The following is a 21724-nucleotide window of genomic DNA, read 5'->3' on the forward strand; positions in this document are numbered from 1 at the left end:
CGGCCTCGGGCGCCGACGGGGCGGCGGGGGCCGGGGCGGGCGCGGCCGGGCGCGCGCCGGGCTTGGGAGCCACCGGCCTCGCACCGGGCTTGGGCGCGGACGGCGCCTTGACCTCCCTCTTCGCCTCCGCGGGCTTGGCGGGCTTGGCGGCCTTGGGGGTCGCGGCCGCTTGCGCCGCGAAGTGCTCGCGCACGCGGCGCGCGACCGGGGGCTCAACGGCGGAGGAGGCCGCCTTGACGAACTCCCCCTGGTCCTTGAGCCACGAGAGGATCATCTTCGAGGTGATCTTCTTGCCAGTGGGGTCGAGCTCCTTGGCGAGCTCGTGAACGCGTGGTTTTGCCACTTTTCTCCTGTCAGGTTGCCCGCTCCCTGACAGGAGCGGGCGCTAGTAGAGGCAGCTCATCGCTGGGTACTCATCGGGTGCCCATCAGCTTCCTACCCGCCTTCGTTATCGGTGGTCCGGCCCCGGGAGGGACCGGTCGGATCATGCGCTCCCGAGGGCGCCGCGTGGGCGGCGAGCCAGTCGCGCACATGGGCCGCGTCGAGCGGGCCCTCGGCGCGCAGAGCGCGCCCGAGGGCGCGCCTGCGCTCGGCGAGATCGAGGCACGCCGGATCCGCGTGGATCCAGGCGCCGCGCCCTGGCATGAGGGCCCGGGCGTCGACCGCGAGCTCGCCGCTCGCGGTCAGGGCCAGCCGCAGCAACTGCGGCCTGGGGGCCTTGGCACGGCAGCCGATGCAGGTCCGCTCAGGCACATGCGAGGAGGCTGTCACCGACTCACCGTGTCCTTCCGGGAACTCACCGCCCACCACTCCGGGCGCGAGGGCGCCGCTCAGCGCCCCGCGACCCGCCCAGGGCCCGCGGAAATACTACCGAAAGCGCTGTCAGGAGCCGTCGCCGGGGGTTGAGGTACCTGTCACGTCGTCAGCGCGCGATCCATGGCCCGGGACGATCTCGCCGAGCTCGGCATCGGCGTGGATGTCGATCTTCCAGCCGGTCAGGCGCGCGGCGAGGCGGGCGTTCTGCCCCTCCTTGCCGATGGCCAGTGAGAGCTGGAAGTCCGGGACGACGGCGCGGGCGGTGCGCTCGGCGTCATCGACGACCGTCACGGAGGCCACCCGCGCCGGTGACAGGGCGTTGGCCACGAAACGGGCCGGGTCCTCGGAGTGGTCGACGATGTCGATCTTCTCCCCGCCGAGCTCGGCCATGACGGCGCGCACGCGCTGGCCCATGGGGCCGATGCAGGCACCCTTGGCGTTGACGCCGCGGGTGCGGGCGCGAACCGCCATCTTGGTGCGGTGCCCGGCCTCGCGGGCGATGGCGACGATCTCGACGTCGCCGGAGGCGATCTCCGGGACCTCGCGCTCGAAGAGCTTCTTGACCAGCCCCGGGTGGGTGCGCGACAGGATGATCTGGGCGCCCTTCATGCCCCGGGAGATCTCAGTGCAGTAGACGCGGACGCGGTCCCCGTGGCGGTAGCGCTCGCCGGGAACCTGCTCGTGCGGGGGCATGATCCCCTCGTGCTCCTCGTCGAGGCGCACGTGGATGATCCGGGGGTCGCGGCCCTGCTCGACGACGCCGGAGATGAGCTCCCCGGTCTTGTCCTTGAAGGCGCCCAGGACCTCGAAGTCACGGCGGTCCTGGATGCGCTGGACGATGACGGATCGGGCCGTGGCCTGCGCGATGCGGCCGAAGTCGTCCGGGGTGTCGTCGAAGAACTCGCCGGTGGGCTCGTCCTCCTCATCCACCTCCGGGGCCAGCACCGACATGTGCCCGGTCTTGCGGTCGATCTCGACGTGGGCGCCCCGGATGGCCCCGGGCACCTTGGAGTAGGCGCCGAGAATGGCGTCCTCGATGGCGGGCAGCAGGGCCTCGAGGTCGATGCCCAGTTCGTCGGCTGCGACGCGCAGCTCCGGCATGTTGATGTCCATGGTTCCTCTTGTCTGGTGCCGTGTGCTGATTCGGGGATGGGGGTCTGGACGGTTCGTATGGTCAGAAGACGACGATCATCCGCGCGCTGGCGATGTCGTCGAGGCGGAGCGCCGTGGCGGTGCCATCCGCCTCGATCGTGACGGCCTCGTCGTCAGCATGGGTCACGACGCCGGTCACGGTGAGGGGGGCAGAGCCCTCACCGCCGCCGGTGGTGACGGTGGCGCTGTGACCGACAGCGCGGCGGAAGTGCCGGGGGGTGCGCAACTCGCGCTCGGCGCCGGGGGTGGAGACCTCGAGGGTGTACTGGCCCTTGACCGGGTCGGCGTCGTCGAGGGCGGCAGAGACAGCGGCGGTGACCTCACCGATGCGGTCGAGGTCGAGGTCACCGGGGCCATCGGGCAGGTCGACGATCACCCTGACCACCGAGTGCTTGCCGGCCCGGGTGGTCTGGACGCCCTCGAGGAAGAGGCCCTCGGCCTCGACGACGGGGCCCAGCAGATCGGTGAGCCGCGACGCGAGCGTGTCCGTCATGGTGTCCCTCGTTCCTCATTGGCGTGGCGCCGGCTGGACGCCGGCATCGTGCTGGCGCGATGCCGGCGGGCACCGCGCGTTCGGTCGGGCCAATCGTACCCGCCCTCCACGGATGGCCGAGCGGGTGGGCGGCACCGTGCCGCGGCATGGGAGGATCGGTCCGTGAACGACACCGCGCGCCCACGCTCCCCGCTCTCTTCCTCCCAGGCGGCCCGCTCTCTTCCTCCCAGGCGGTCCGCCCTGGTCAGAATGGGCGCTGCCGTGCTGGGGATCGCCGCTATCGCGGGGACCGCGGCATGCGAAGTGCCGTTGGCCCCCTCCGATCCGGATCCGCTGCCGACGATGACGGGCGATGAGGCCTCGCGCGAGGCCCTGGCCCGCCGTGCCGCGCTCATCGGCTCCACCGCGCGCGCCGTCATCGCCCGGGGCGGGCAGGACGGCGCGAGGGCGGAGGTGATCGCGCAGGAGGCGGATGCCCAACTCGCCGCCCTCGGGGGCGTCTGGGAGCCCTGGCCGACCGGCGCCCCAACGGGCCACCCCACCGCCACGCCCGTGGAGACGGCAGCCGGGACGGCCACGACCGAGGATCTGGTCACAGCGCTGGGCGACGGCGCGGCGTCGGCGCGCGCGGCGCTGGGGACCGCTCAGGACAAGGGCCTCGCGAGGCTCGCCGCCTCGCTGCGCATCGCGTGGTCCCTGCGCCAGGAGGCCCTCTCCCCCGGCTCGGTGGCGGCGTCCGCGCGATCGGCCTCGACGACGACCTCACCGCTGCCCGACAACGCCCTGGCGCTCTACGACCAGTTGCGCTACACCGGTGAGCTGCTGGCGGCGCAGTCGGCCTCGGACCCGACCGCGCGGGGGCACTCCATCGAGGACGCCGGGGCCGCCACCGCGGTGGTCAACGCCTCGATCACAGCCGGGGGCCCGGCGACGGCGCGGCCCGCCGACCCGCGCCAGCCCGCCTACGGCGCGCCCGCAGGGGCCGACTCCGCGGACTCCCCTTCCGGACAGTGGATCGGCGCGCTGTGGCGCTCGATCATGGTCGAGGAGATGTCGATCGCCGTCTCCGATTCGGGCGATCAGCGCCTGGTGGCCTCAGACGCCTCCGTGGCCGCCGCGCTGCGGGCGGCATCCTGGGGGGTCGAGACCGCCGAGGCGCTGCCCGGCACCCAGGGCTGAGGCGCCCGCCGGCACCGGGAGGCCGGCGGGGGCGCCGCCGCGCCCGCCACCGGTTTATCGGGCGAGGGCGTCGCGCACGAGCGCGCGGACCCGCTCGGCGGCCTGGTCAGCGGGCACGCTGTGGCGCTCGCCGCTGCGGCGGTCACGGATCTCCACGGTGCCCTCCTTGGCGAGGTCGCGGCCGACCACGATGGTGTAGGGCAGGCCCAGGAGCTCGGCGTCGGCGAACTTGACGCCAGCGGAGACCTTCCTGCGGTCGTCGTAGAGGACCTCGACGCCGTCGGCGTCCAGGGCGGTGGCGATCCCCTCAGCGGTGGAGAAGACGGCGTCGTCCTTGCCCGTGGCCAGGACCTGCACGTGGAAGGGGGCCACGGCGATGGGCCAGGCCAGGCCGCGCTCATCGTGGTTGGCCTCGGCCAGGGCCGCCATGACGCGCGAGACGCCGATGCCGTAGGAGCCCATGGTGACCACGCGGGACTTGCCGTTCTCGTCCAGGACGCTCAGCCCCAGGGCCTCGGAGTACTTGCGGCCGAGGGCGAAGATATGGCCGACCTCGATGCCTCGGGCGAGGCTGAGCGGGCCGGAGCCGTCGGGGGCGGGGTCGCCCTCGCGGACCTCGGCGGCCTCGATGGTGCCGTCGGCGGTGAAGTCGCGGCCCATGACGAGTCCGAGCACGTGCTTCTTGGGCTCGTTGGCGCCAGTCACCCAGCTGGAGCCGTTGACGACGCGGGGGTCGACGAGGAAGCGCGCGGAGCCCACGAGGCGCTCAGTGCCGTCGTCGGCCCTCTCCACGCGGCGCAGGGGCGAGTTGGGGCCGATGGCCTGCGGGCCGATGTAGCCGCGCACGAGCTCGGGGTGCCCCTCGAAGTCCGCTTCCTCGGCCATGGCGACCTCGGCGGGGGCGACGGCCGCCTCCAGGCGCTTCATGTCGAGATCGCGATCACCGGGGATGCCGATGACGAGGAGTTCGCGCTCACCGTCGGGGTGGGTGAGGGTGACGACGAGGTTCTTGAGGGTGTCGGCGGCCTCCCAGGCCCGCCCGTCGGAGCGCGGGTAGGCCTCATTGCACAGGGCGACGAGGGTGTCGATCGTGGGGGTGTCCGGCGTGTCGACGACGCGCGCCTCGGGCGCCCCGGTGGCGTCGATCTCATCGGGCACGACGGTGGTGACGGCCTCCGCGTTGGCGGCGTAGCCGCCGGCGGAGCGCACGAAGGTGTCCTCCCCGATGGGTGAGGGGTGGAGGAACTCCTCAGAGTGGGAGCCGCCCATGGCGCCGGACATGGCGTTGACGATGACGTAGTCCAGGCCCAGCCTCTTGAAGAGCCGCTCGTAGGCGTCGCGGTGGAGCTGGTAGGAGGCGTCCAGGCCGGCCTCGTCAATGTCGAAGGAGTAGGAGTCCTTCATGACGAAGTCGCGGCCGCGGATGATGCCGGCGCGGGGGCGGGCCTCATCGCGGTACTTGGTCTGGATCTGGTAGACGATGGTGGGCAGGTCCTTGTACGAGGAGTACATGTCCTTGACCGCCAGGGTGAACATCTCCTCATGGGTGGGGGCCAGGAGGTAGTCGCCGCCCTTGCGGTCCTTGAGGGTGAACAGGGTGGGGCCGTACTCGGTCCAGCGGCCGGAGGCCTTGTAGGGATCGGCGGGCAGCAACCCGGGGAAGTGGACCTCCTGGCCGCCGATGGCGTCCATCTCCTCACGCACGATCGCCTCCACCTTGCGCAGGGTTCGCAGCCCCAGCGGCAGCCAGGTGTAGATGCCCGGCGCGGCGCGGCGGATGTAGCAGGCGCGCACGAGGAGCTTGTGGCTGTCGACCTCGGCGTCGGCGGGGTCCTCACGCAGGGTACGGATGAAGGCGTTCGACATCGTCTGTAGCACGGGGCGATCCTACGTGGTCGGCCCGCGGGCACCCGAATCAGGACGGGATGGGCGGAGCCGCCACGGCGCGGCCCGGGATGGAGCCCCCTGATGGATCAGAGCAGCACCGTGGCGAAGGCGCCGTGCTGGGTGAAGCCGAGCGAGCGGTAGAGCGCCCGCGCCGGGGCATTGAAGTCATTGACGTACAGGCTCACCCCGCCGCCTGGCCCCACGTGCTCCTGTCGCACGGCGTCGACGGCGGCGGCCAGCGCCACGCCGCCCACTCCCCTGCCCCGCAGGTCCGGGCGCGTCCACACGCCGGTGAGCTGGGCGACCGCGCCGTTGGGCGCGTGCCAGATCCCGCCGACGTCGACCTTGAAGGCCACTCGCGCCGGGCCCCCGGGGCGCGCGGGGCGCCCCTGGCCGTCGTCGAGGAGCACGTAACTGCGGCCCTCGCCCACGAGCCAGGAGACGTGGCGGGCGTAGGAGCCGCCGGAGGACATGGGGTCGTAGCCGACCTCCTCTGTGAACATGGCCACCGAGGCCGGCAGGACGAGGGGCTCCTCCTCGGGGCGCGCCTGGCGCGTCCCGCGCGCGACCCAGTCGAGGAAGGGGCGCCGAGCCACCGCCCGGGCGGCGAGCCCCCCGGGTGGGCTCGGCGCGATGAGGACGGGCTGGTTCCACCGCGCCTCCCGGTAGCGCATCCCGGCCGCCTCCAGGCGATCCCACAGCAGCGAGACGTCCTCGGGGCTGCCGAGGATCGATCCGTTGCGCGTCAGGCGCGGGCGGGCGTGCTCGGCGAGCGCCCGGGCGCCAACGCGGCCCGCCCCGGGCAGGCCCAGATCAGGGCGCGGGGCCAGGCCCATGACGATGAGGGAGCCCGTGGACCAGGCGGCGGCGTCGGGGGCCGCGGGCCGTCCCAGGACGACGACGTCCCCCGATCCCCATTGCCTCCAGCGCTCGAGTTGCTGGGCGAGCGGCAGCGACAGGACGGGGTCGCGGGAGCATAGGGCGAGCACGCCCCCGGCGCGGCGGGGGCTCACGGGGGTCAGTCGGCGCGTGAACAGGGGCATTCCGATGCGGGCGGGCCGCGCCCGCCGGACCGCCGTCCCTCAGACCGTCAGGACCGAGGGGGCCGTGCCCTTGAGGGCGTCCTCGCCGAGCTCGGCGCGCATCTGCTCGGCCATGGCCTCGGCGTGCCTGATGAGGGTCTCGACGACCTGGTCCTCGGGGACGGTCTCGACGACCTTGCCATGGACGAAGATCTGGCCCTTGCCGTTGCCCGAGGCGCAGCCGAGGTCGGCCTCGCGGGCCTCTCCGGGACCGTTGACGACGCAGCCCATGACGGCCACGCGCAGCGGGGCGCTGATGGACTTCAGGCCCTCCTCGACGGACTCGGCGAGGGTCCACACGTCCACCTGGGCGCGGCCGCAGGAGGGGCAGGAGACGATCTCGAGTTTGCGCTCGCGCAGGCCCATGAACTCCAGGAGCTTGGTGCCGACCTTGACCTCCTCGACCGGCGGGGCGGACAGGGAGACGCGGATGGTGTCCCCGATGCCCTGAGCCAGCAGCGTGCCGAAGGCGGCGCAGGACTTGATGGTGCCCTGGAAGGCGGGGCCGGCCTCGGTGACACCGAGGTGGAGCGGCCAGTCGCCCTTCTCGCTGAGCATCTGGTAGGCCCGCACCATGGTGACGACGTCGTGGTGCTTGACCGAGATCTTGAAGTCGTGGAAGCCGCACTCCTCGAAGAGGCCTGCCTCCCAGACGGCGGACTCCACGAGGGCCTCCGGGGTCGCCTTGCCGTGCTTCTTGAGCAGGCGCGGGTCCAGGGATCCGGCGTTGACGCCGATGCGCAGGCTCACGCCGGCGTCGGAGGCGGCCTTGCAGATCGCGGCGACCTGGTCGTCGAACTTGCGGATGTTGCCGGGGTTGACGCGCACGGCCCCGCATCCGGCCTCGATCGCCTGGAAGACGTACTTCGGCTTGAAGTGGATGTCGGCGATGACGGGCACGCGGGACTGCTTGGCGATGATGGGCAGGGCCTCGGCGTCCTTATCCGTGGGGCAGGCGACGCGCACGATGTCGCAGCCGGAGGCGGTGAGCTCGGCGATCTGCTGGAGGGTGGCCCCGATGTCGTGAGTCTTCGTCGTCGTCATCGACTGCACGGTGATGGGGGCGTCGCCGCCGACGGCGAGGTCGCCGACCCGGATCCTCCGGGTGGGCCTGCGGGGGGCGAGAACAGGGCGCTCCTCACGCACGGAGGGGATGCCAAGGGCGATCGCTTCAGTCACGCGCCCCAGTATGGCACCGCGCTGCGCGCGCGCACGACGACGGAGGGTGTGGTGAGCGCGATGCCGCGGCCAACCAGGTCACCCGGTGGTGTCACCCGGATGGGGCTGAGGCGGACCACCACCGCTCTGACGGGCCGAGTGGAGGTCCGCCACGACGGTGACGAGCAGGAGGACGGCCCCGATGAGCGCGCTGAGCACGAGCGTGCCCACAATGAGGCCAGCGGTCGCCTCGGGCGCGCCCCAGGCGCGGAGGATCGAAAGAGCCTGAACATCATCGGCATCGGGCAGGAAGAAGGCCGTGAGATCCAAGGTGAGCTCCTGCGCCGCGATGGCCATGATGAGCCGCCGTGCCGCGATGCCGGCCTGTCAGCAGGCTACCACCTGGTCAGAACCCCTATCCGGTGATCGGGGCGACGAGGTCGACCCACACGAGGACGACGGTCATGACGATGAGGATGCCGAAGACCACCTGGCCCACGGGCAGCATGCGGGCGGTGTCCACGGGGCCGGGGTCGGGGCGCCCGTGCGCCAGCGCCCAGCGGCGCCGGGCCCCCTCCCAGAGCGCGCCGGCCACATGACCGCCGTCGAGGGGCAGCAGGGGGATGAGGTTGAAGGCGAAGAGCGCCAGGTTGAGGGAGCCGAGCAGCATGAGCATCTGGGAGACGCGCAGCTCCAGCGGGACGCTCACCGAGGACGCGCCCGTGCCGGCACTGGACACCTCGCCCGCGATGCGCCCCACGCCCACGAGACCGATGACGCCGCTGGCGGAGCGCTCCTCGTGGCCGAGCCCGGCGGCCACCGCGTGGTAGAGGCCCACCGGCAGGGTGGCGATCGCCTTGACCGTGCCGGTGACGGCCTGGCCGATGGTGGATGGGAGCTCGCCGATCGGCAGGGGCACCGCCCCGTGGACGGGGCTGATGCCGACATAGGGGCGGGTGGTCGTCGTGGGGTTGCCGTCGGAATCGAGCACGGGGTTGCCCCGGGGGTCGAGGACCTTGCGCTGGACCTCGACGGCGGTGACGGTCAGGGTGACCTCGGCGCCGTCGCGCTGGACGACGACGGGCACGGGGCGCGTGCCGGAGGCGGCGATGGCGGCCTGGACGTCCTTCCAGGAGGAGGTCCGCGCGCCGTCCCAGGAGCGGATCTCATCGCCCGCCCGCAGGCCCGCCTGGGCCCCGGGCGCCGTCGGGTCGGTGTCCGCGCAGGCAGTGCCGGAGTCGACGTCGGAGGTCAGGCAGGCTGAGACGCTCTTGAGCGTGGTGGTGCCGCCCGGCAGGCCGATGCCGCACAAGGCGACGGTGAGCAGGAGGACACCCAACACGAGGTTGGTGAGGATCCCGCCCGCCATGACGAGGAGTTTGCGGGGCACGCTCAGGAGGTAGAAGGCGCGGTGCTCCTCGCCCGGCTCGATCTCCGCCAGGGCCTCGGCGCGGGCCTCGGCGATCTGGGAGCCGGGTTTGTCCGGGCGGCCCGGCCTGGCCGGGGGGATCATGCCGACGAGCTTGACGTAGCCGCCCAGCCAGATCCATTTCACCCCGTACTCGGTCTCCCCCCGGCGCGTGGACCAGGCACGGGGCCCGAAGCCGATGAAGTACTCGGGGACCTTCACTCCGAAGCGCTTGGCGGGGATCATGTGCCCGAGTTCGTGAAGAGCCACCGAGATGCCGATGCCGATCACGAGGACGAGGATGCCGAGGGCGTATGCGAGGGCCTGAGTCATGCGCGCAGTCTGCCACGGGAGGCGATGAGCTCGTCGGCGCGCGCCCGCGCCCATGCCTCCACCTGCGCGACCTCGTCGAGCCCGGGCGTGGCCAAGCCCTCGTGCTCGCCCAGGACGGCGGCGTCGATACCCACGATGTCCATCCATTCCAGGCCGCCCGCCAGGAAGGCGGCGACGGCCTGCTCGTTGGCGGCGTTGAGGACGGCGGGGTGGGTGGCTGAGGCGGCCACGGCGGAGCGCGCCAGGCCGACGGCGGGGAAGGCGTCGTCGTCGAGGGGCTCGAAGCCCCAGGCCACAGGGGCGCTCCAGTCGTTGGGGGCCACCAGCCCGGCCAGGTCCGGGCGCTCGGGCCAGGTCAGGCCCAGCGCGATGGGCAGGCGCATGTCCGGAGGGGAGGCCTGGGCGATCGTGGCGCCGTCGATGAACTCGACCATGGAGTGGATAACCGATTGGGGGTGGACGACGACGTCGATGCGCTCGGGCGGGATGTCGAACAGGAGGTGCGCCTCGATGAGCTCGAGCCCCTTGTTGACGAGGGTGGAGGAGTTGATGGTCACCACCGGGCCCATCGCCCAGGTGGGGTGGGCCAGGGCCTGCTCGGCGGTGACACCGGCGAGCGAGGCGCGGTCGCGCCCGCGGAAGGGCCCGCCGGAGGCGGTCAGGATCAGGCGGCGCACCTCGCTGGTCCCGGTGACGACGGGGCTGGTCAGGCCCTTCTCGTGACGCCCGGAGGCCAGGGCCTGGGCGATCGCGGAGTGCTCGGAGTCCACGGGGACCACCTGGCCGGGGCGGCGCAGCGCCTCCCTGACCAGCGCCCCGCCGACGACGAGTGACTCCTTGTTGGCCAGGGCCAGGCGCGCCCCGCTGGCGAGCGCGGCCAGGGTGGGGCGAAGGCCCACCGAGCCGGTGATGCCGTTGAGGACCGTGTCCCCCTCCCCTACGCCGGAGGCCTCGATGGCGTCCGCGGCGGCGTCCGGGCCGGTCAGGATCGTGGTGACGGGGTCGGGGCGGCCCAGGCGCTCGGAGGCGGCGGTCAGGGCGTCGCGCAGCGCCCGCTCGATTCCCGGGCGCCCATCGGCCAGGGCCACGAGCGGGACGGCGAAGCGCAGGGCCTGCTCGGCCAGGAGATCGAGGCGGGAGCCGCCGGCGGCCAGCGCGGCGACACGGGGGGCGCCCCGCCCGAGGCGCCGGGCGACCTCGAGGGCCTGGGTGCCGATGGATCCCGTGGAGCCCAGGAGAACGAGGGCCCCGGGGGCGCCAGCGCGGGCGGTCATGCTGCTCATGCTCGTCCCCTTCCGGACGCGGCCCGGGCGGGCATCACTCGACGGAGAAGACGACCTCGACGACGCGCGCGAGGTAGCGGTCGACGCTGGACTCGTCATAGGCCTTGGAGCCGCGCGCGCTGCCGAATACGGCCGTGCGGACCTCGGCGGAGGTCAGGGGCGCCTCCGAGTCGAAGTAGGCGGCGATGCGGTCCATGAGGGCGTCCACGTCGGCCTTGGAGTAGCCGTGGCGGCGAGCCGGGGCAAAGCGCTCCCCAGCGGGACGCAGGAGGCGGGGGTAGAGCGTGGTGGCGAGCTCGGCCACCTGGTCCATCCAGGCCTGGCGCCCGTTCTGAGCGACGAACTCGGCCCGGCGCCGCTGCAGGAAGGCGGTCTCGAGACGGTCGAGGGCCGCGTCGACGGCACCGGGCTCGTAACCCCGGCGCACGATGTCAAAGGCGACAGTGCGCACGCCCTCGGAGTCCATCTCGTCGAGGTCCTCGGACTCGTAGATGTCCTTGGCCGTCTCGAAGTAGCCGTCCACCTGCGAGGGACGGTATCCCCGGCGGAAGAACGACGTCCTGGGGAACATGGTCATGACCTGATCCTCTCCTGCTTGAGAACCTCCGCCGCCAGCTGGCCGCAGGCGCCGTCGATGTCGCTTCCGCGCGTGTCGCGCACGGTGGTGGTGATGCCGGCGCGCCGAAGCGTGCCCACGAATAAATCTTGCACACTGGGCTCGGAGCACGTCCAGATCGAACCCGGCGTGGGATTGAGCGGGATCGGGTTCACATGCGCCCAGCCGCGGCCCCGCCGGTTCAGCTCATCGGCGAGCATCTGGGCCCGCCAGGCGTGGTCATTCATGTCCTTGATCAGGGCGTACTCGATGGATACGCGCCTGCCGGTGGCGCGGAAGTAGTCGTGGGCGGCGTCGAGGAGCTCGCCGACCCTCCACTTGGAGTTGACCGGGATGAGGGCGTCGCGCAACTCGTCGTCGGGGGCGTGGAGGGACACGGCGAGCGTGACGGGCATCCCCTCCCCCGCCAGCTTGCGGATGAGCGGGACGAGGCCGACGGTGGAGACCGTGATGCCGCGCGCGGACAGGCCGAAGCCCTCCGGCGACGGGTCGATGAGGCGGTGGAGGGCGGCGACGACGTTCCTGTAGTTGATCATCGGCTCGCCCATGCCCATGAAGACGACATTGCTCAGGCGCGCGGGGCCGCCGGCCAGGGCGCCGTCGGCGCACACGCGGGCGGCGTGGCGGACCTGCTCGACGATCTCGGCGGTGGTGAGGTTGCGGGTCAGGCCCATTTGCCCGGTGGCGCAGAAGGGGCACGCCATGCCGCAGCCGGCCTGGGAGGAGACGCACAGGGTGGCGCGGTCCTTGTAGCGCATGAGCACGGATTCCACGCGCACCCCGTCGTGGAGTTCCCAGAGGTGCTTGAGGGTGCGGCCGCGGTCGGCGCGCATGATCCTGACCTCGGTGATGAGCTCGGGTAGGAGCTCGCCGGCCAGCTGCTCGCGCACGGAGGCGGGCAGGTCCGTCATCTCAGCGGCGCGGCGGGTGAAGCGGGTGAAGTAGTGGCGGGAGAGCTGGTCGGCGCGGAAGGCGGGCAGGCCGGCCTCGGCCAGCGCTGCCCTCCTGCCCGCGAGGCCGAGGTCGGCCAGGTGACGGGGGGCCTTGCCACGGGCGGGCGGGACGGCGAAGGACAGGCGGGGGCGCGCGTCAGGGGTGGTGGCGCCCTCGGGAGGCTGGTCCGTGGGCATCACCTGGACCTCACCGGGCGCTGGACCGCTGGCCCGGCGCCGCAGGGCGACGGGCTCGGGGCGCCCGGCGCGGGCGCGGCCGACGGTGGGGCTCACGGGGCTCGGGGTCCTTTCTCTCGATTGTCTCGCTGGTGCCATGGTCTCGTCCGGCGCGGCTCTCACCAGGGGATGAGGGTGAACAGGTACACGATGGGCGCGGTGACCAGGATCGAGTCGAGCCGATCCATGAGGCCGCCGTGCCCGGGCAGGAGCGTGCCCATGTCCTTCAGGCCCAGATCGCGCTTGAGGAGGGACTCCCCCAGGTCCCCGAGAGTGGCCACGATCGTGCAGCAGGCGCCGAGCGCGGCGCCCGCCCACAGCGGCCCGTCGAGGAACGCCAGGCAGGCCGCGCCCGCCCCGACGGCGGCGATGAGGGAGCCGGCGAACCCCTCCCAGGATTTCTTCGGGGAGACCGCGGGGGCCATGGGGTTGCGGCCCATCGTGATGCCGACCAGCCAGCCCCCGGTGTCGTTGGCGATCGGCAGGGCGAACAGGGTGATGACCTTGGCGACGCCGTGGTCCTGGGCGGCGAGCAGCACGGCGAAGCTGGCGAGGAACGGGAGGTAGGTGGCGGCCAGGACCGAGGCCGTGGCGTCCACGGAGCGCGAGCGCCGGGCCTCATCGTGGGCGTCGGTGCGCGGCACGTCGTGGGGGCTGGCCTCGAGGATGGTGCCGTCCTCGGCCTCGGCGCGCTCCACGAAGGACCACAGGACGCAGGCCCCGACGGTCGCCAGGTAGGCACCGAAGGCGCCCTCGGCGCCGAGGGTCCAGGCGGTGATGGCGATGCCGGCGGACCCCACCCACAGGGGCAGGAGCGGCAAGGCGATGCCCTTGCGGGCGAAAGCGCCCGCGAGCTCCCACAGCGCCCCGCACACGGCGAGGATGACGACGCCGACGAAGTACTTCTTCTCGAAGACCAGGGAGGCCAGGATCCCGGCGATGAGGACCGCGGAGACGCCTATCGCGGCCGGCAGGTTGCGGCCGGCCCGGCCCGTGGCGGGCAGGGGCGCGCGATTGCGCGTCGGTGGCGGTGTCAGCAGAGCGCTCAGAATGGTCACGAGGGGTTCTTCGGGTCGGGGTGGGGCGCCTCCGTCAGCCCCGCGAGGGGCCGGCGGGCTCAGGCGGATCAGACGGAGAGGAGCTCCTCCTCCTTGGAGGCCAGGGACTTGTCGATGGCGTCGACGAAGCGCTTGGTGAGCTGGTCGAGTTCGCCCTCGGCGCGCTTGACGTCGTCCTCGCCGGCCTCGCCGTCGCGCTTGATGGCCTCGAGTTCCTTCTTGGCCTTTCCGCGCACGCCGCGGACCTGGACACGGGCCTCCTCGGCGCGCGAGCGGGCGAGCTTGACGTAGTCCTTGCGGCGCTCCTCGGTGAGCGCGGGCAGGGCGACCCGGATGACCGTGCCGTCGTCGGTGGGATTGACCCCGAGGTCGGACTCGCGGATGGCGGTGGTGATCGCCTTCATCGCGGAGCGGTCGAAGGGGCTGACGATGACCGTGCGGGCCTCGGGGATCGTCAGGGAGGCGAGCTGCTGGAGGGGCGTGGGGGCGCCGTAGTAGTCCACCAGGATCGAGTTGAACATGGAGGGGTTGGCGCGGCCGGTGCGAATGGCGGCGAGTTCGCCCTTAGCGGCCTCCAGGGCCTTCTCCATCTTCTCCTCGGTGGAGAGCATGACGTCGTCGATCATCGTTCTTCCTTCGCTTGGGAGGTGTCTGGGTGGTCATCGCGCCGCGGCGCGGCACGTGCTGGATCTGACTGGACCGGTTCTCGCGCGCCCTGCGGCTCAGGGCCTCCCCCCGGAGACGAGCGTGCCGATCTTCTCACCCAGGAGGGCCTTGGTGATGTTGCCGTCCTTGCCCATCCCGAACACGCGCATCGTCAGGCCGTTATCGCGCGAGAGCGCGAAGGCGGAGGCGTCGACGACGGCGAGCCCGTCCGCCAGGGCGCGCTCATAGGTGAGGTGGTCGAGCTTGACGGCGCTGGGGTCCTTGCGGGGGTCGGCCGTGTACACGCCATCGACTCCGTTCTTGCCGACCAGCAGCTCGTCGCAGCCGGTCTCCAGGGCCCGCTGGGCGGCGACGGTGTCCGTGGAGAAGTAGGGCAGGCCCGCGCCCGCCCCGAAGACGACGACGCGCCCCTTCTCCAGGTGGCGGATGGCGCGCAGCGGGATGTAGGACTCGGCGACCTGCCCCATGGCGATGGCGGTCTGCACGCGGGCGGGCACCCCGGCCTTCTCGATGAAGTCCTGTAGGGCCAGGGCGTTCATGACGGTGCCGAGCATGCCCATGTAGTCGGCGCGGGCGCGCTCCATGCCGCGGGCCGACAGCTCGGCGCCGCGGAAGAAGTTGCCTCCGCCGACGACGACGGCGACCTGGACCCCGGCGCGCACGGCGTCGGCGATCTGCGTGGCGGCATCGGAGACGACGTCGGGATCGAGGCCGATGGAGCCTCCACCGAAGACCTCGCCCGAGAGCTTGAGCAGGACGCGCCGCGGATGGTGGCCGTGCGCGACGCGGTCGTCTCTGCTGCTCTTGTCTGCCATCTCTGCCTCTCTGCTTGTCTGCCTGTGTCGTGGATCGCCCGCGCGGCCGCCGGGGGACGCCCGCGCTCGGGCGGGACGGTGGTCGCGGGCGGGCCTTGAGCCGTCCGGTAGAGACTACCCGCTCGCGCCGTCGCGGGAAGCCCGCATGGGGCGGCGGGGCGGTGGAGCGCGGGCGGGGGACCCGGGCAGATCGGTGGGCCAAAACGGTCACGATCCGTTAACACGGGCGTTAGGCTCGCGGAGGAGACCCACTCACGTGTCTCGGCTCACACCCAGGAGGCGTTGATGACCACATCCCACCTGATCCCATCCCTCGCCGCATCGAGCTCTTCCACGCTGCTGGAGGCCCGCTGGTACGACTACTTCCCCATTATCGTCTACTTCGCCTTCGTCGTGGGAGTCGGCTTCATGGCCAAACGGCGCATGGCCTCCTCCGATGACTTCCTCACCTCCGGCCGCTCCCTGCCCGCCTGGGTGACCGGCATCGCCTTCGTGTCGGCCAACCTCGGCGCCGTCGAGATCATGGGCATGTCCGCCAATGGCGCCCAGTACGGCCTGCCGACCTTCCACTACTTCTGGATCGGCGCCATCCCGGCCATGATCTTCCTGGGCCTGGTCATGATGCCCTTCTACTACGGCTCCGGCGTGCGCTCCGTGCCCGAGTTCATGCTCAAGCGCTACGGCCGGGCCGCCCACCTCATCAACGCCCTGTCTTTCGCGCTGGCCCAGCTGCTCATCGCCGGCGTCAACCTGTACCTCCTGGGCTCGATCGTCCACCGCCTGCTGGGGTGGCCGCTGTGGGTGGCGCTCATCGTCGCCGCCATCATCGTCTTCAGCTACATCAGCCTGGGCGGGCTGTCCGCCGCCATCTACAACGAAGTCCTCCAGTTCTTCGTCATCATCGTGGCGCTGCTGCCGCTGACCCTCGTCGGCCTCAACCGCGTGGGCTGGTGGAGCGGCCTCAAGGAGAAGATCACGGAGGCGGCCACCACCCACGGCACCGGGGCCTACGCCGACCCCAGCGCGCAACTGCACTCCTGGCCCGGCAACCTGCTGTCCGGCTTCGATTCCTCGGCCCTGTCCGTCTTCGGCATCGTCTTCGGCCTGGGCTTCGTCCTGTCCTTCGGCTACTGGACGACGAACTTCGTAGAGGTCCAGCGCGCCATGGCGGCCGACTCGATATCGGCGGCGCGCTCAGCCCCGATCATCGGCACCTTCGCCAAGATGGTCGTGCCCTTCCTCGTCATCATCCCGGGCATGGTGGCCGCGGTCCTCGTCTCGGAGATCATCGGGCTCAAGCAGTCCTCGCTCAGCGGCGCGACCGCCAACGGGGAGATCACCTACAACGACGCCGTCCTGCTGCTCATGCGCGACGTCTTGCCCAATGGCCTGCTGGGCCTGGCGATCACCGGTCTGCTGGCCTCCTTCATGGCGGGCATGGCGGCGAACATCTCCGCCTTCAACACCGTGGTCACCGTGGACCTCTACGAGCGCTACATCAACACGAGGGCCGATGACGCCACCTACCTGCGCATGGGCAAGCTCACGACGGCGGTCGCCACCACCGTCGCGATCTTCACCGCGCTCATCGCGTCGAACTACTCCAACCTCATGGACTACCTCCAGCAGCTCTTCTCCATGTTCAACGCGCCACTGTTCGCCACGTTCATCATCGGGATGTTCTGGCGCCGGGCCACGAGCCACGCGGGCTGGTCCGGGCTGGCCTGCGGGACACTGGCGGCGCTCGCCCTCAACGTGGCGTCCTGGACCGGGCACCTGACGCTGCCCGGCCAGGGCCTGGCCTTCCTCGCCGCGGGCACGGCCTTCGCTGTCGACATCCTCGTGACCGTCGTCGTCTCGTTGATAACGACGCCCAAGCCCGCCGTGGAGCTGGAGGGCTTCGTCTACTCCCTCACGCCGCACGAGGCGCGCACAGACCCGAACGAGGCGTCGCTGCCCTGGTTCCGCAAGCCGGTCCCGCTGGCGGTCTGCGCGGGCGCGCTCGTCATCCTGCTCAACTCGATCTTCCACTGAGGAGCCACGGACATGTCATTGCTGTCAAAGATCCTGGCCGATATCCGCACGGTCATCGCCGCGGTCCTCGGCATCTTCGGCCTCTTCCTGCTTGTCTGCTCGGGATTCCTCAACGGGGAGGACGAGATGGCCAAGACGGGCGGCGTCAACGCGAACCTGTGGGCGGGCATCGCCCTCGTCGTCGTGGCGGTGCTCATGGCCCTGTGGTGGGGAGCCTCCCCCGGCGACTCCGGCAAGGGGTCGGACGGTTCGCCGTCCGATCCCGGAGCCCAGCGCCAGGGCTGAGGCCGCCCGCTCCTCAGTTCCCCCGTCGCCACGTCGCGCTGCGCGGCACTGCGCCGCGCTGCGCGGCACTGCGCCGCACTGTGCGGCACTGCGCCGCGCGCGCCACGGCCCCCGGTCCACGAGGGACCGGGGGCCGTGCTCTTGCTGACCGCTGGTCAGCGGGCTTTAGCGATCAGGCGCCGACGCGGAAGCGGACGAAGCCGACGAGCTCGCCGCCGGTGGCCTCGACGACCTTGCCGACCGTGGTCTTGGGGTCCTTGGCGAAGGCCTGCTCAACGAGGCAGTTCTCCTTGAAGAAGCCGCCCAGGCGGCCCTCGACGATCTTGGCGATGGCCTGCTCGGGCTTGCCCTCGGCGCGGGTGGTCTCCTCGGCGATGGAACGCTCCTTGGCCACGACGTCGGCGGGGACGTCCTCACGGGTGAGGTAGGCCGGGGAGTAGGCGGCAGTGTGCATCGCGACGTCGTGAGCCGCCTCGGCGGCCTTGGCGTCGGTGCCGACGAGCACGCCCACCTGGGCGGGCAGGTCGGGGTTGGTGCGGTGCAGGTAGAGCTCCACCTTGGGGGCGCTCAGGCGGCCGACGCGGCGCACGACGATCTTCTCGCCGATGACGGCCTGCATGGAGTCGGTGAGGTCCTTGACGGTGGAGCCGTCGACCTCGACCTCGGCCAGGGCCTCGGCGGACTCGGCGCCGGAGGCCAGGGCGGCGGAGAGGACCTTGTCGGCGTAGCCGAGGAACTTCTCGTTCTTGGCCACGAAGTCGGTCTCGGCATTGATCTCGACGAGCACGCCGGTCTGGCCGTCGGCGTCGTCAACGACCTTGGCGGCGATGAGGCCGGCCGAGGCGGCGCGGCCCTCGCGCTTGGCGATGCCCTTGAGGCCCTTGACGCGAATGATCTCGATGGCCTTCTCGACGTCGCCGTTGGCCTCGTCGAGGGCCTTCTTGACATCGAGCATGCCGGCGCCGGTCTTCTCGCGGAGCGCCTTGATGTCAGCGGTGGTGTAGTTCGCCATGGATTCTCCTGGTGTTGAAGCGTGGGGAATGTCGTCAGGGGCGCTCAGGCGCGCTCGGCCGGGGCCTGGTCGGCGGCCTCGGCCGGGGCGGCGGCGGGAGCCTCAGCGGGCTGCTCGGCCGTGGCGGCCTCAGCGCCGGCGAGGAGCTCGGCCTCCCACTCGGGCAGCGGCTCAGCCTCGGGGGTGCCGACCTCGGCCTCGGAGCCGGTGCGGGCGCGGCCGGCGGAGCGGGCGAGGAGGCCCTCGGCGGCGGCGTCGGCGACGACGCGGGTGAGCAGGCTGACGGAGCGGATGGCATCGTCATTGCCCGGGATGCCGTAGGTGACCTCGTCGGGGTCGCAGTTGGTGTCGAGGATCGCGATAACCGGGATGTTGAGCTTGGAGGCCTCGGAGATGGCCAGGTGCTCCTTCTTCGTGTCCACGACCCACACGGCGGCGGGGAGCTTGGACATGTCGCGGATACCGCCGAGGGTGCGGATAAGCTTGTCCTTCTCACGGCGCATCATGAGCAGCTCCTTCTTCGTGCGGCCGGAGCCGGCCACGTCGTCGAAGTCGATCTGCTCGAGCTCCTTCATGCGGTCCAGGCGGGCGCGCACGGTGGAGAAGTTGGTGAGCATGCCGCCCAGCCAGCGCTGGTTGACGTAGGGCATGCCGACGCGCTGGGCCTGCTCGGCCACGGCGGCCTGTGCCTGCTTCTTGGTGCCGACGAAGAGGATGTTGCCGCCGCGGGCGACGGTCTCCTTGACGAAGTCGTAGGCGGTGTTGATGCCGTCGACGGACTTCGTGAGGTCGATGACGTAGATGCCGTTGCGCTCGGTGAGGATGAAGCGCTTCATCTTGGGGTTCCACCGGCGGGTCTGGTGCCCGAAGTGGACACCGGACTCGAGGAGCTGGCGCATGGTCACGACTGCCATGACTCGTCCTTTCGCGCGGCCGGGAGGTTGCCCGGTCCGCCATGTGTCAGGGGGCGCCGCCGATCAGCGACGGCGTCCCATGGGTTCTTTGAGTTGATCCCCTGTGCCCGGACGCGCCGGGTCCGCCCTGGAGCGGGCGGATAGGGCCTGGTGCCCGCGACGCGCGGCCACCCGCCTGCGCCCCCGGTGATTCGGGAGGGCCGTGCGGGACCGCGACCGCGGCGTCCGAAAGGACGTTCCCAGAGCCCGGGGGCGCTGGGTGCGGGCACGCGAAGTCGGTCGCTGCTCCCCGGGGCCATGAGGATCCGGGCCCGCGCCGGACCGGTGTTCCCGAGGGAGCCCGACCAGCGCGCATCACAGCGAACCGCGCCCGTGAGGTTATCACAGTGACATCGACCTTTCCGCATCGTGCCGGGCAATGATGCCACTGCCCGGGTGTCGTTCTCGTCACGGGGCCCGCCCTCGCCCGGGAACCACAGGCATGGAGGCGCTCCGGCTCCCGGCGCTCCTGTGAGCGCGCGACGCCGGGGCGCGCTGAGGAGCCTGAGCATGGGGCCATGCCGATCTCGCCACCCGCCTCACCGCCGGCCTGGCCCGCCGCCCCCTCCCCGCTCCCCCGCGCCTCCCCAGGGCCGCACCGCGCGCTGCGCCTGCTGGTCACGTCGCTCGCCGCTGTGGCCCTCGCAGCGCTCATCCCCCTCCCCGCCGTCGGCGCCCCACCCGCGGGGCCCGGCGCCGAAGTGGCGGCGCGCGGCGCGGTCCTCCCCGTGAGCGCGCCGTTGGAGCGCGCCAAGGACGCGCATCGGCGCGCGCGCTACGTGTGGCCCACGGGTGGGCCAGTGGCGGTGGTCGAGGGCTTCGATCCTCCCGCCGTCGTGTGGGGCGCGGGGCACCGCGGCGTCGACCTGGCGGTGGCCGCGGGCAGCCCCGTGCGCGCGGCGGGCGCGGGCGAGGTGGCCTTCGCGGGGATGGTGGCGGGGCGCCCCGTGATCTCGATCGATCATGCGGACGGGATCCGCACCACCTATGAGCCGGTGGCGCCGAGCGTGGCCGCGGGCGACGCGGTGGGCGCCGGCCAGGTGATCGGGACCCTGCTGCCCGGTCACCGCTCCGACGGCGTCGATGCTCTCCACTGGGGCGCCAGGACCGCCAGGAAGTCCTACATCAACCCCTTGCGCCTCCTGCGCCCGCCTGTCATCCGCCTCAAGCCCGCCGCGCCCACCGGTGCCATCCGCGCTGACCGATGCCATCCGCACCCACCGGTGCCATCCGCACCCACCGGTGCGGGCAGGACGCCCCACTCGGCGGAAATAGCACCACTCAGGGCGGCACGCACCTGTCGATGGGCGCCGCCCCGGGCGCGCCCTCAGGCCCGGGGGAAGGCCTGCTCGTAGACGGCGCGCAGGCGCTCAGCGCTGACATGCGTGTAGCGCTGGGTGGTGGCCAGGGATGAGTGGCCCAGAAGCTCCTGAACGCTGCGCAGATCCGCGCCCCCGCTAAGGACATGCGTCGCGGCAGAGTGCCGCAGCCCGTGCGGGCCCAGGTCCGGGACCCCGGCGGCCGCGGCGGCACGGTGGACCACCTCGCGGATGGCGCGGGCATCCACGCGCCCGCCCCTGGCGCCGAGGAACAGAGCGGCGCCGGTGCGGGGGCAGACGAGGGCGGGGCGCTGATCGAGCCATCGCCCCAGGGCTCGGGCAGCCGGGGCGCCGTAAGGGACGGTACGCTCCTTGCCCCCCTTGCCCAGGACGCGGATGGTGCGCCTGGCGTCATCGACGTCCCCGAGGTCCAGTCCGGCAAGCTCGGAGACCCTCATGCCGGTGGCGTAGAGGATCTCCAGGAGGGCGAGGTCACGCGTGGCCAGGGGGCGCTCGGAGGGTGGGGCCTGGCTGGCGCGCTCGGATGCCGCGGACAGGAGCGCGGCGGCCTGCCCTGTGGTCAGGACGGTGGGAAGGCGGTTGTCCACTCGCGGGGAGCGCAGGCGCGCGGCGACGTCGGAGCGGAGGAGGCCCGAGCGCTGGGCCCAGGTGGAGAAGGCGCGGATCGCGGCGCTGCGCCGGGCCATGGTGGCCCGCGAGCGCCCGGCGCCGGACATGCCGGCGAGCCAGGCGCGCAGGTCGGCCAGGTCGAGGCTGGCCAGGGCGGGCCCGATCGGCTCGGCCTCCCCCGCGCCCGCCCCGAGGAAGTCGAGCAGGTCCTCCAGGTCGCCCACGTAGGCGCGCACCGTGTGCTCCGACAGGCCTCGCTGCAGGCTCAGATGCCGGAACCAGGCGTCCAGGAGCTCCCCTCGCGAGGAGGGCAGGTCCTTCCCCGCCCCGGGGCCGTGGTCGCCGCTCATGCGCCCAGGGTAGAGGACCGGGCCCG

21 protein-coding genes and 1 pseudogene are annotated in these 21724 nt (G+C 72.1%); 4 read left to right on the plus strand and 18 right to left on the minus strand.

What is annotated here, in order from left to right; translation table 11 throughout:
- From GVV76_RS07945 to rimP, 4 genes and pseudogenes are all read right to left on the minus strand, one after another.
- Positions 1–343, minus strand: a pseudogene (locus GVV76_RS07945) (translation initiation factor IF-2 N-terminal domain-containing protein); the annotation flags it as partial.
- A gap of 92 nt (positions 344–435) precedes the next feature.
- Positions 436–771 (minus strand): YlxR family protein, encoded by a 336-nt coding sequence (locus GVV76_RS07950; protein ID WP_159524256.1) that lies wholly within the window; start codon positions 769–771, stop codon positions 436–438.
- 111 nt (positions 772–882) lie between these two features.
- Positions 883–1929 (minus strand): transcription termination factor NusA, encoded by a 1047-nt coding sequence (gene nusA / locus GVV76_RS07955; RefSeq protein WP_159626268.1) that lies wholly within the window; start codon positions 1927–1929, stop codon positions 883–885.
- Between the two features lie 61 nt (positions 1930–1990).
- Positions 1991–2461: a ribosome maturation factor RimP gene (gene rimP / locus GVV76_RS07960; protein ID WP_159626270.1), complete on the minus strand. Its 471-nt coding sequence runs from the start codon at positions 2459–2461 to the stop codon at positions 1991–1993.
- A gap of 342 nt (positions 2462–2803) precedes the next feature.
- Here rimP and GVV76_RS07965 point away from each other — a divergent pair, with 342 nt between their 5' ends.
- Complete coding sequence (locus tag GVV76_RS07965; protein WP_159626272.1) at positions 2804–3640, plus strand: Tat pathway signal protein; 837 nt, start codon at positions 2804–2806, stop codon at positions 3638–3640.
- Positions 3641–3694: 54 nt separating this feature from the next.
- Here the strand turns inward: GVV76_RS07965 and GVV76_RS07970 are convergent, their stop codons facing one another.
- The 11 genes from GVV76_RS07970 to pyrH all read right to left on the minus strand — a co-directional run bounded on the left by GVV76_RS07970 (position 3695) and on the right by pyrH (position 15115).
- A complete protein-coding gene (locus tag GVV76_RS07970; RefSeq protein ID WP_442858369.1) occupies positions 3695–5506 on the minus strand; it encodes a proline--tRNA ligase in 1812 nt (603 codons plus the stop codon).
- A 107-nt stretch (positions 5507–5613) separates the two neighbouring features.
- Complete coding sequence (locus GVV76_RS07975) at positions 5614–6570, minus strand: GNAT family N-acetyltransferase (protein ID WP_159626276.1); 957 nt, start codon at positions 6568–6570, stop codon at positions 5614–5616.
- A gap of 39 nt (positions 6571–6609) precedes the next feature.
- The gene (ispG, locus tag GVV76_RS07980) at positions 6610–7788 is read right to left on the minus strand and encodes a flavodoxin-dependent (E)-4-hydroxy-3-methylbut-2-enyl-diphosphate synthase (RefSeq protein ID WP_159524262.1); all 1179 of its coding nucleotides are present in this window, start codon (positions 7786–7788) and stop codon (positions 6610–6612) included.
- A gap of 78 nt (positions 7789–7866) precedes the next feature.
- Positions 7867–8124, minus strand: coding sequence for a hypothetical protein (locus tag GVV76_RS07985; protein ID WP_159626278.1), 258 nt, complete (start codon positions 8122–8124; stop codon positions 7867–7869).
- Between the two features lie 58 nt (positions 8125–8182).
- Entirely contained in the window at positions 8183–9508 is a 1326-nt protein-coding gene (locus tag GVV76_RS07990; RefSeq protein ID WP_159626280.1) for a M50 family metallopeptidase, read from the minus strand.
- A complete protein-coding gene (gene dxr, locus GVV76_RS07995; protein WP_159626344.1) occupies positions 9505–10782 on the minus strand; it encodes a 1-deoxy-D-xylulose-5-phosphate reductoisomerase in 1278 nt (425 codons plus the stop codon). The genes GVV76_RS07990 and dxr overlap by 4 nt, the downstream gene beginning before the upstream one ends.
- Before the next feature lie 43 nt (positions 10783–10825).
- A complete protein-coding gene (locus tag GVV76_RS08000; RefSeq protein WP_413227756.1) occupies positions 10826–11368 on the minus strand; it encodes a DivIVA domain-containing protein in 543 nt (180 codons plus the stop codon).
- Positions 11365–12537, minus strand: coding sequence for a 23S rRNA (adenine(2503)-C(2))-methyltransferase RlmN (rlmN, locus tag GVV76_RS08005; RefSeq protein ID WP_413227758.1), 1173 nt, complete (start codon positions 12535–12537; stop codon positions 11365–11367). The genes GVV76_RS08000 and rlmN overlap by 4 nt, the downstream gene beginning before the upstream one ends.
- A gap of 158 nt (positions 12538–12695) precedes the next feature.
- Positions 12696–13634, minus strand: a complete 939-nt coding sequence (locus tag GVV76_RS08010) for a phosphatidate cytidylyltransferase (protein WP_201292224.1) — start codon at positions 13632–13634, stop codon at positions 12696–12698.
- Positions 13635–13702: 68 nt separating this feature from the next.
- Entirely contained in the window at positions 13703–14260 is a 558-nt protein-coding gene (frr, locus tag GVV76_RS08015; RefSeq protein ID WP_159524267.1) for a ribosome recycling factor, read from the minus strand.
- Between the two features lie 96 nt (positions 14261–14356).
- The gene (gene pyrH, locus GVV76_RS08020) at positions 14357–15115 is read right to left on the minus strand and encodes a UMP kinase (protein WP_159524268.1); all 759 of its coding nucleotides are present in this window, start codon (positions 15113–15115) and stop codon (positions 14357–14359) included.
- 285 nt (positions 15116–15400) lie between these two features.
- Between pyrH and GVV76_RS08025 the strand changes: the two genes are divergently transcribed.
- Both GVV76_RS08025 and GVV76_RS08030 read left to right on the plus strand, forming a co-directional pair.
- Complete coding sequence (locus GVV76_RS08025) at positions 15401–17149, plus strand: sodium:solute symporter family protein (protein ID WP_159626282.1); 1749 nt, start codon at positions 15401–15403, stop codon at positions 17147–17149.
- Positions 17150–17161: 12 nt separating this feature from the next.
- Entirely contained in the window at positions 17162–17434 is a 273-nt protein-coding gene (locus GVV76_RS08030) for a hypothetical protein (protein ID WP_159626284.1), read from the plus strand.
- A 172-nt stretch (positions 17435–17606) separates the two neighbouring features.
- On the opposite strand, the gene tsf is transcribed toward GVV76_RS08030, so the two are convergent.
- Complete coding sequence (gene tsf, locus GVV76_RS08035) at positions 17607–18446, minus strand: translation elongation factor Ts (RefSeq protein ID WP_159524271.1); 840 nt, start codon at positions 18444–18446, stop codon at positions 17607–17609.
- A 44-nt stretch (positions 18447–18490) separates the two neighbouring features.
- A complete protein-coding gene (gene rpsB / locus GVV76_RS08040; protein ID WP_159626286.1) occupies positions 18491–19360 on the minus strand; it encodes a 30S ribosomal protein S2 in 870 nt (289 codons plus the stop codon).
- A 557-nt stretch (positions 19361–19917) separates the two neighbouring features.
- On the opposite strand from rpsB, the gene GVV76_RS10460 reads away from it, so the two are divergent.
- The gene (locus tag GVV76_RS10460) at positions 19918–20754 is read left to right on the plus strand and encodes a M23 family metallopeptidase (protein ID WP_236263319.1); all 837 of its coding nucleotides are present in this window, start codon (positions 19918–19920) and stop codon (positions 20752–20754) included.
- Here GVV76_RS10460 and GVV76_RS08050 read toward each other — a convergent pair.
- Complete coding sequence (locus GVV76_RS08050; RefSeq protein WP_235905571.1) at positions 20727–21698, minus strand: tyrosine recombinase XerC; 972 nt, start codon at positions 21696–21698, stop codon at positions 20727–20729. The two genes, GVV76_RS10460 and GVV76_RS08050, sit on opposite strands and share 28 nt — an antisense overlap.
- Positions 21699–21724 lie beyond the last annotated feature (26 nt).

Origin of the sequence: Actinomyces sp. zg296, from assembly GCF_009829695.1 — a bacterium.
Classification (GTDB): domain Bacteria; phylum Actinomycetota; class Actinomycetes; order Actinomycetales; family Actinomycetaceae; genus Actinomyces; species Actinomyces marmotae.

Bases quoted from the DNA above. Each gene is read 5' to 3' on its own strand.
- nusA (WP_159626268.1), bottom strand. From the start codon at position 1,929: ATGGACATCAACATGCCGGAGCTGCGCGTCGCAGCCGACGAACTGGGC.
- rimP (WP_159626270.1), bottom strand. From the start codon at position 2,461: ATGACGGACACGCTCGCGTCGCGGCTCACCGATCTGCTGGGCCCCGTC.
- GVV76_RS07965 (WP_159626272.1), top strand. From the start codon at position 2,804: ATGACGGGCGATGAGGCCTCGCGCGAGGCCCTGGCCCGCCGTGCCGCG.
- GVV76_RS07970 (WP_442858369.1), bottom strand. From the start codon at position 5,506: ATGTCGAACGCCTTCATCCGTACCCTGCGTGAGGACCCCGCCGACGCC.
- GVV76_RS07975 (WP_159626276.1), bottom strand. From the start codon at position 6,570: ATGCCCCTGTTCACGCGCCGACTGACCCCCGTGAGCCCCCGCCGCGCC.
- GVV76_RS07985 (WP_159626278.1), bottom strand. From the start codon at position 8,124: ATGGCCATCGCGGCGCAGGAGCTCACCTTGGATCTCACGGCCTTCTTC.
- GVV76_RS07990 (WP_159626280.1), bottom strand. From the start codon at position 9,508: ATGACTCAGGCCCTCGCATACGCCCTCGGCATCCTCGTCCTCGTGATC.
- dxr (WP_159626344.1), bottom strand. From the start codon at position 10,782: ATGACCGCCCGCGCTGGCGCCCCCGGGGCCCTCGTTCTCCTGGGCTCC.
- GVV76_RS08000 (WP_413227756.1), bottom strand. From the start codon at position 11,368: ATGACCATGTTCCCCAGGACGTCGTTCTTCCGCCGGGGATACCGTCCC.
- rlmN (WP_413227758.1), bottom strand. From the start codon at position 12,537: ATGCCCACGGACCAGCCTCCCGAGGGCGCCACCACCCCTGACGCGCGC.
- frr (WP_159524267.1), bottom strand. From the start codon at position 14,260: ATGATCGACGACGTCATGCTCTCCACCGAGGAGAAGATGGAGAAGGCC.
- pyrH (WP_159524268.1), bottom strand. From the start codon at position 15,115: ATGGCAGACAAGAGCAGCAGAGACGACCGCGTCGCGCACGGCCACCAT.
- GVV76_RS08025 (WP_159626282.1), top strand. From the start codon at position 15,401: ATGACCACATCCCACCTGATCCCATCCCTCGCCGCATCGAGCTCTTCC.
- GVV76_RS08030 (WP_159626284.1), top strand. From the start codon at position 17,162: ATGTCATTGCTGTCAAAGATCCTGGCCGATATCCGCACGGTCATCGCC.
- tsf (WP_159524271.1), bottom strand. From the start codon at position 18,446: ATGGCGAACTACACCACCGCTGACATCAAGGCGCTCCGCGAGAAGACC.
- rpsB (WP_159626286.1), bottom strand. From the start codon at position 19,360: ATGGCAGTCGTGACCATGCGCCAGCTCCTCGAGTCCGGTGTCCACTTC.
- GVV76_RS10460 (WP_236263319.1), top strand. From the start codon at position 19,918: ATGCCGATCTCGCCACCCGCCTCACCGCCGGCCTGGCCCGCCGCCCCC.
- GVV76_RS08050 (WP_235905571.1), bottom strand. From the start codon at position 21,698: ATGAGCGGCGACCACGGCCCCGGGGCGGGGAAGGACCTGCCCTCCTCG.